Source organism: Marinococcus sp. LNHM5E3-2.1 (assembly GCF_056034365.1).
Genome location: NZ_JBQLIB010000005.1, coordinates 174015 through 181772, shown reverse-complemented (window position 1 = coordinate 181772; position 7758 = coordinate 174015). Strand labels below are relative to the sequence as shown.

The following is a 7758-nucleotide window of genomic DNA, read 5'->3' as shown; positions in this document are numbered from 1 at the left end:
AGGCGCCTCAGCGAACGTTTTTTAATTCGAAAGTGTGGAGTCCTCCTCCAGCTTTTTCATCAGCTCCGTAATAACGTCATCCGGGAGCGAAAGCTGTTTAAAATCCTCAAAGGATGCCTCCTTCATTTTTTTCACGGAACCAAAATGCTTTAGAAGCATCTGCTTGCGCTTTTGTCCGATCCCGTTGATATCGTCCAGAAGAGAGGAAAACATCGTTTTTCCGCGCGTCTGACGGTGAAAGGTAATTGCAAAACGGTGCACTTCATCCTGCACACGCTGCAGCAGATAAAAGGCGGAGCTGTGCCGCTCAAGGGGCACTCTGACAGCCTCTTCTCCCATTATAAGCTCCGAGGTGCGGTGCTTATCGTCTTTGGCAAGTCCCGCTACCGGAATATTTAAACCAAGCTCATCCTCGATAACGCTGACGGCTGCACTCAACTGGCCTTTCCCGCCATCAATAAGAATCAGATCCGGCAGTGCCGCTTCGTCTTTTAAGAGGCGGATGTATCTTCTGCGCACAACCTCGCGCATGGATGCATAGTCATCCGGTCCCTTTACATCCCGGACCTTATACTTTCTGTATCCTTTTTTCCAGGGCTTGCCGTCCACAAAAGTAACCATTGCCGCTACCGGATCTGTACCCTGGATATTCGAGTTGTCAAAAGCTTCCATACGGTAAGGAGTATCAATGCCCATTGCTTCACCGAGCTGTTCCACCGCTTTAATTGTCCGTTCTTCATCCCGTTCAATTAATGCAAAGCGATCGCTGAGCGCCTGCCGGGCATTTTTTTCTGCCAGATCAAGCAGTTCCCTTTTTTGGCCGCGCTTTGGCTGCTGGACCCGAACATTTACGAACTGTTCAGCCATAGAGGCATCCACCGAGCCCGGAATAAATATTTCCGACGGCTTCATATGCTGCTCCTGCATGTAGAACTGGCCCAGGAAGGTAAGAAAATCCTCCTCCGGCTCCTGATACATTGGAAAAAGGGAAACGTCCCTTTCGATCAACTTTCCCTGTCTTACAAAAAATACCTGCACGCACATCCAGCCTTTGTCATAGCTGTAGGCAAACACATCGCGGTTCACCTGATCCTTTACAGACATTTTCTGTTTTTCCATCACAGAATCAATATGCTGTATTTGATCCCTCAGCTCTTTGGCGCGTTCAAACTCCAGCTGTTCAGAAGCAGTTTCCATTTTCGTTTGAAGCTCCGCCCGGATTTCATGGTGGCCGTTGTTTAAAAACCGTGCAATCTGCTGAATCATATCGTCGTACTGGTCCCTCGTCACCGTAAACTCACACGGGGCCAGACACTGGCCGATATGATAATACAAACAGACCCGGTCGGGCATCGTCCGACATTTACGCAGTGGATATAATTGATCAAGCAGCTTCTTCGTTTCATTTGCCGCCCCGGCGTTTGGGTACGGACCAAAGTATTTTCCGCCATCCTTTTTAATTTTTCTCGTAATGATCAGCCGGGGATGCTCTTCGTTGGTGATTTTAATATACGGGTAGGATTTATCGTCTTTAAGAAGCACGTTGTATTTTGGTTCGTACTTTTTAATTAAATTCATTTCAAGTATTAATGCTTCCAGGTTGGAAGAGGTCATAATATATTCAAAATCGGTAATTTCCATTACGAGCCGCTGGGTCTTTCCGTCGTGCGACCCTGTGAAATAGGATCTCACCCGGTTTTTCAATACCTTTGCCTTACCTACGTATATAACGGTGCCGTGTTTATTTTTCATTAAATAGCAGCCGGGCTGATCCGGCAGAATAGCCAGCTTTTCTTTTAATTGAGTCATGTGCCCAACCCCTCTTGGCGTGTAATATCTATGGTGTTCCTTTCCTTTTTTAAATCAGAAGAAACAAAAAACTGCCGGCCCAGAGACCAGCAGTTTCGTGTTTTACAAATGTTTGTTCAAAAGCTCCACCAGTTGTTCCTTAGGCTGGAAGCCGACAACCTGCTCGACGACTTCGCCGTCTTTAAAAATCATTAGTGTTGGAATACTCATTACGCCGTATTTTCCGGCTGTTTCCTGGTTTTCATCAACATCTAATTTAGCAATTTTAATCTGCTCGCCCATTTCGGTGTCGATTTCTTCGAGCACCGGAGCGATCATTTTACAAGGTCCGCACCAGGGTGCCCAAAAGTCCGCAAGTACTACACCATCAGACGTTTCACCTGCAAAGTTTTGGTCCGATACATTGACAATAGCCATGAATGGTTCCTCCTTTATATCTCTATCCTTGCATTTATTCTTCGTTATTATAGCATCCCCGTGCTTTACTGGCTAACGTTTAGCTTAAAATTTTTAAAGGCTCCATCTGATTATATTTCCGTCTTCAGTGCCTGATAAACTATTTCCGCAAGGGCCGGCCCCTGGGCTGCCAGTGAATAGCTTCCTTTTTCCATTACCCATGTCGTAATCGCTTCATTGAGTATGCCGACAAAACAGATTCTTCCGATTTCAATGGAAAGCGAGCGAGAAAAAACCTGTTCCTCTTTTCCCCTCTTTATAATATCAATAACCGCCTGAAAAAACGGAGACAGTATGCGCTGCATGTTGTCATGAATCTCACCCTTTGTCTGCAAAAGTTCAAAATGGGCAAGCGTAGCAAGCTCCGGCCGGCCTTCCATGAATTCAAGCTGCAGCTGGGCCATTTCAAACAGCTGCTCTTTAACAGAAATATCCTTTTGCATGATTATTTCAAGCTTCTGCATGAATTCCTGCATTTTTTCCTCGAAAATGGAAATTAATATGTGCTCTTTATTATTAAAATACAAATAAATCGTGCCGTCTGCCACCTTTGCCTCTTTAGCAATATCCGACACCTTAGCCTGATGATAACCATGTTCAGCGATTACTTTGATTCCCGCCTCAATAATCTGTGCATGTTTCCTGTTTGGATTTTTCCCCATATATATCTGCCACCCTTTCAAACAAAACCATCCATCATGCCGGTTCCTGCTTCACCCAACCGATATAATGCTTTTAAAAACGCCTCACTCCCGTAACAGAGTAAGGCGCTTCATTGCGTTTGGGTAATACTGGCACAGTATTTTAGTTAGTTATAAATGTACATAATCCATAAAGGGATGTCAACCAAAATGCACATACATAGTCCTAATTAATTAACTATTTGTGGATTTTTCGTTACATTTTCTTCTATTTAAATGATAATTCCGGCACCTATTACAAAAGAAACCCCTACCGAAATAATAAAGGAAATGATTCCCACTGCACGGTTATCTTTGCTGATTTCCTCATCCACCTTAAACATGGGAGTAAGAAATTCAAATATTAAATAGCTTAAAATTAATAATACAAAACCATAAAAACCCCATAGAAGCATAAACAGGATACCGTCGTTATGCATGATGGAATAATGAAGAATGTTGGAAACCCCAAACAGTTTCCCGCCCGTCGCCAGGGCGACAGCGATATTTCCTTTCTTGATTTCTTCCCAGTTACGGTAAGGAGTAATAATTTCAAATATCCACAGAAAAATTACCAGGGAGAGTACAGCAACGCTGAAGTTGCCAGCTGTATTTATAAAAGCATTATCCATCCACGCATCCACGTGCACCCCTCCGCTTACTTAAGTTCTGCCACCGTGTTACCGATGCCGCCTTCATTCATCCCGCCATCCCTGGTTGATTTTACGCTGGGATGGTTTTTCAAATATTCTTTTACACCCTTGCGTAGAGCGCCGGTGCCTTTTCCGTGAATAATATGGACTTCCCGGTAACCGGCGAGCACTACTTCATCGAGGTATTTTTCGAGGCGCTGTACGGCGTCTTCGTATCTTTCCCCGCGCAGGTCCAGTTCGGGCTTTGCCGGGGCGGCTGTAGAAGTCGTGGCGACCTGACGTTTAGGCTCTTTCACGGGCTCTGATTTGAGCTTTTCCATTTCTTCGGGTTTCGCTGTCATTTTCATGATGCCAAGCTGCACCTGAAATTCCTTGTCATTTACCTTTTCTACAATATGTCCACGCTGCCCGAAGCGAAGCACCTTCACTTCATCTCCTACTTCAAAGGTACGTTCTTGCTGGGCTTTTTGTTTCACCTGTTTCTGCTTTTTGGTCATCGCAGGAGCTGCCTGTTCCATCTGCCTGCGGGCTTCGATCAGGCGGTGTTCTTTAATTTCCGCGCCTTCCTTCTGCATCTCCTTCAGCTCGGCAATAATTTCCTCCGCCTGGGCTTTCGCCTTATCGACTTCGCTTTTTGCTTTACCTTCTGCGTTCGCAATAATCTGATCCCGTTTTTGCAGCACTTCATTCCAGGCAGTATTCAGCTCCTGCCAGAGCCTGGACGCTTCCTGCCGGAGGTCATCTGCCTCCTGCCATGCCGATTCTGTTTCTTTTCTTTGTTCATCCAGAGAAGCAATCATCGTTTCGACCTGCTTTGTATCTGTGCTCATTTCTTTTTCTGCATTGGAAATAATAGAATCCGGCAGGCCGATCTGCCTTGAAATAGCAAACGCGTTGCTTCGGCCCGGTACACCTACGAGCAGCCGATACGTTGGCCTCAATGTTTCCACGTCAAATTCGACACTTGCATTCATTACCCCGTCACGGTTGTACGCATACCCTTTCAGTTCACTGTAGTGCGTTGTAGCAATCAATCTGCCCCCGGCTTCCTGGACATAGTCCAGAATGCTGACGGCAAGAGCCGAGCCTTCCTCCGGATCGGTGCCGGCGCCTATCTCATCAAAAAGCACAAACGATTCGCTGTCCACCTGCTTGACGATATCTACAATGTTCGTCATGTGGGAAGAAAACGTACTTAAGCTCTGTTCAATCGACTGTTCATCTCCAATATCGGCAAACACTTTCGAAAATACAGCGGCTTCTGCTTCTTCTTCTGCGGGGACAAACAGCCCTGACTGGGCCATGAGCGTCAGCAGACCAGCCGTTTTAAGTGTCACGGTTTTACCGCCCGTATTGGGGCCGGTAATGACAAGCGTTCCAAACTCTTCCCCAAGCTCCAGGTCAAGCGGCACCATTTCTTCCGGGTCAATGAGCGGATGCCGTGCCTCCATGAACCGGAACCTTCCTTCATTGTTCAGCTCCGGCTGCACCGCTTTCTGATCTCTTGCATAGTAGGCTTTGGCAAATGTGAAATCGAGCTCGGTCAGCGTATTCATATTTACCAGAATCTCTTCCCCGTCTTCAGCAATATATGAAGACAGTTCCTGGAGAATTCGCTCAATTTCCCGCTGTTCTTTCAGTCTTGCCTCTCTTAGTTCGTTATTCATCGAAACGACCGCCTGCGGCTCAATGAAAAGAGTAGCCCCTGTGGACGACTGGTCGTGAACAATACCGCCAAATGACGAACGGTATTCCTGTTTTACCGGCAGCACGTACCGGTCATTGCGTATCGTTACGATGGAATCAGACAGGCGTTTTTGCTGGTCCGGCGACCTGGTGTACTGTTCAAGCTTCGAACGCACCGATGACTCGAGGCTTCTCATCTGCTGCCGGAGTCCGCGCAGGGCGGAGCTTGCACTGTCTAGCACCGCCCCGTTTTCATCTATACAGTCACGGATCTGCTTTTCAATCTCGGGGAGAGTCACTATCTGCCGCACCAGCCCCTCAAGCAGCGGGAGATCCACCGTCTCTTCTGTCATATCCAGAATAAACGACCGTATCCGGCGGCCGGCATACAGGGTGTCCGAAACCTCTGTGAGCTCGCCGGCGTTCAGCATCCCGCCGATTTGAGCCCGGCGCACATGGGCATGAATCTGGCGTATGCCGCCGAGGGGTGCCTGTCCCCGAAGCCGTATTACTTTGGCTGCTTCCGCGGTGAAGCTCTGTGCTTCCTTCGCTTCCGCAAGCTCCCGGTAGGGCTGCAGCCGTTCAATCCGTTCTTTGGCAAGAGTGGAGCCGGCATGAGCCTGCAGCTGCTCTTTCATTTTTTCGTATTCCAACACACGGAGTGTTCTATCATTCAACAATGCTCACCTCTTTGGTTGTTCTATTGTTTCTTGCGCTTCAGCCATTTTTTTAACTGCTCCGCCGTCATTGTATTTATGATCTGCTCTGGCTGAAGAAGCGCTTTTTTGGCAATGGATATGCCTACGTCCATATGATCAAGCATACCAGGGTTGTGGGCGTCCGTATTGATTGCAATAAGAACATTATGCTCAGCAGCCTTTCTCAGCCATTCGGCCGAAAGATCCAGGCGGTTGGGATTGGCATTCAGCTCCAGCGCTGTGTTTGTTTCGCCCGCCCGTTTCATCAGCCGGTCTACATCTACTTTGTATCCGTCCCGTCGTCCTAAAAGTCTTCCTGTCGGATGGGCAATAACATTTACTTCCGGATGCTCCAGCGCCTGTTCCATCCGGTTCATAATTTCTTTTTCTGTCTGGGAGAAGGAGGAATGGATGGAAGCAATGACGACGTCAAGCTCTTCGAGAACTTCATCCTCAATATCGAGCGTTCCGTCGGGCCGGATATCCATTTCAATACCGGCAAATATCTGAATATTTTTTTCTTCTTCTCTGACGTTACGTATTTCTTCTATCTGCCTGCGGATTCTTTCTTCGTCCAGTCCGTGGGCGACCCGCAGGTATTTAGAATGGTCCGTAAGAGCCAGCCATTCGTAGCCGTGTTTCTTTACTTCCTCCACCATCTCACGGATGGAAAGAGACCCATCGCTCCACGTAGTGTGCATATGAAGATCACCACGGATATGCTCCTTTTCTATATATGAATACGGCTGCCGGAATTTATCCGTTTCACCTCTCCCCAGGCGCGCTTCGGGAGGAATAAAGTGCAGACCAAAGTGGCCGTAAAATTCGGTTTCATTCTGAAACGTAGTTTTGCGTCCATTCTGATCTTCAATGCCGTATTCACTTAATTTTTCGTTTCGTTCCTTTGCGAGCTGCCGCATTTGTACATTATGGTCTTTAGAACCGGTGAAATGATGCAGGGTGCTTGCAAAATCTTCTTCCTTTACCAGGCGAATATCTACTTGAACATTATATTCCCCTTTAATTTCAATGCTGACCTTGCTTGTACCGTCATTAATAACCTTCGTTATTTCGGGCATCTCCACCAGCTGTTTGCGGACATTTTCGGCGTTTTCCACACTCATAATATAATCCAGGTCCTTCACCGACTCTTCCACCCGGCGCAGACTTCCAGCCCTCGCATACCTTTGTACCCCTTCCACTTTTTCGAGGGACGCTTCAAGCTTTTCGGCCATTTCCAGCATATAGGCAATCGGCAGTCGCTCCGGTCGCTTGCCTTCTTCTGCGAGCGCTTCGAGTATTTTCTGCTCGGTTTTCGCCCCGAACCCTTCGAGATTCTGTACTTCATGAGTTAAACACGCCTGTTCAAGCGAGTCCCGGTCCGTTATGTCGAGCTCCTGATAGAGCTTCGACACTTTTTTTCCTCCCAGTCCAGGCAGCTTCAGCAGCGGAATTAATCCCTCCGGCACTTCTTCTGTCAGCGTCTGCATCAGTTCTGTTTCCCCGTTGTTGTCCCGCCATTCTTTTATCAGCGCAGCTGTGCCTTTACCGATGCCTTTTAAGCTGCCAGCATCTTCAATTTCATTTAGCGAACGCTCATCATATTCAAGCGCTTGAGCCGCTTTACGGTAGGCAGAAATTTTAAACGGGTTTTCCCCCTTGATTTCCATATATACAGCAATTGTTTCCAAATGGCCGATCAGATCTTTTTTATTCATGCTATTCTCCTCCACATGTCAGCTTTAATCATGTTAGGCATTCTTTTTTGAGTATAAC

The 7758-nt window shown here is 47.2% G+C and carries 6 protein-coding genes; all 6 read right to left on the bottom strand.

Annotation, left to right across the window (positions count from 1 at the left end; genetic code table 11):
* Positions 1-21 precede the first annotated feature (21 nt).
* The 6 genes from uvrC to polX all read right to left on the bottom strand — a co-directional run bounded on the left by uvrC (position 22) and on the right by polX (position 7700).
* On the bottom strand, positions 22-1809 hold the full coding sequence (gene uvrC, locus ACTRXH_RS08535) for an excinuclease ABC subunit UvrC (RefSeq protein WP_474281663.1): 1788 nt from the start codon (positions 1807-1809) through the stop codon (positions 22-24).
* A gap of 102 nt (positions 1810-1911) precedes the next feature.
* Entirely contained in the window at positions 1912-2226 is a 315-nt protein-coding gene (trxA, locus tag ACTRXH_RS08530; RefSeq protein ID WP_022793132.1) for a thioredoxin, read from the bottom strand.
* Positions 2227-2336: 110 nt separating this feature from the next.
* Positions 2337-2927 carry a TetR/AcrR family transcriptional regulator gene (locus tag ACTRXH_RS08525; protein ID WP_474261925.1) on the bottom strand — a complete coding sequence of 197 codons (591 nt, stop codon included), beginning with the start codon at positions 2925-2927 and terminating at the stop codon, positions 2337-2339.
* Positions 2928-3178: 251 nt separating this feature from the next.
* Positions 3179-3577, bottom strand: coding sequence for a DUF350 domain-containing protein (locus ACTRXH_RS08520; RefSeq protein ID WP_322526574.1), 399 nt, complete (start codon positions 3575-3577; stop codon positions 3179-3181).
* A 26-nt stretch (positions 3578-3603) separates the two neighbouring features.
* Positions 3604-5961, bottom strand: coding sequence for an endonuclease MutS2 (locus tag ACTRXH_RS08515; protein WP_474281661.1), 2358 nt, complete (start codon positions 5959-5961; stop codon positions 3604-3606).
* A 23-nt stretch (positions 5962-5984) separates the two neighbouring features.
* Positions 5985-7700, bottom strand: coding sequence for a DNA polymerase/3'-5' exonuclease PolX (polX, locus tag ACTRXH_RS08510; RefSeq protein ID WP_474281659.1), 1716 nt, complete (start codon positions 7698-7700; stop codon positions 5985-5987).
* Between the last annotated feature and the right edge of the window lie 58 nt (positions 7701-7758).

What these genes read in the sequence shown, in the direction of transcription:
- polX (WP_474281659.1), bottom strand. Translation starts at nt 7,700, where the DNA reads ATGAATAAAAAAGATCTGATCGGCCATTTGGAAACAATTGCTGTATAT.
- ACTRXH_RS08520 (WP_322526574.1), bottom strand. Translation starts at nt 3,577, where the DNA reads ATGGATAATGCTTTTATAAATACAGCTGGCAACTTCAGCGTTGCTGTA.
- ACTRXH_RS08525 (WP_474261925.1), bottom strand. Translation starts at nt 2,927, where the DNA reads ATGGGGAAAAATCCAAACAGGAAACATGCACAGATTATTGAGGCGGGA.
- uvrC (WP_474281663.1), bottom strand. Translation starts at nt 1,809, where the DNA reads ATGACTCAATTAAAAGAAAAGCTGGCTATTCTGCCGGATCAGCCCGGC.
- trxA (WP_022793132.1), bottom strand. Translation starts at nt 2,226, where the DNA reads ATGGCTATTGTCAATGTATCGGACCAAAACTTTGCAGGTGAAACGTCT.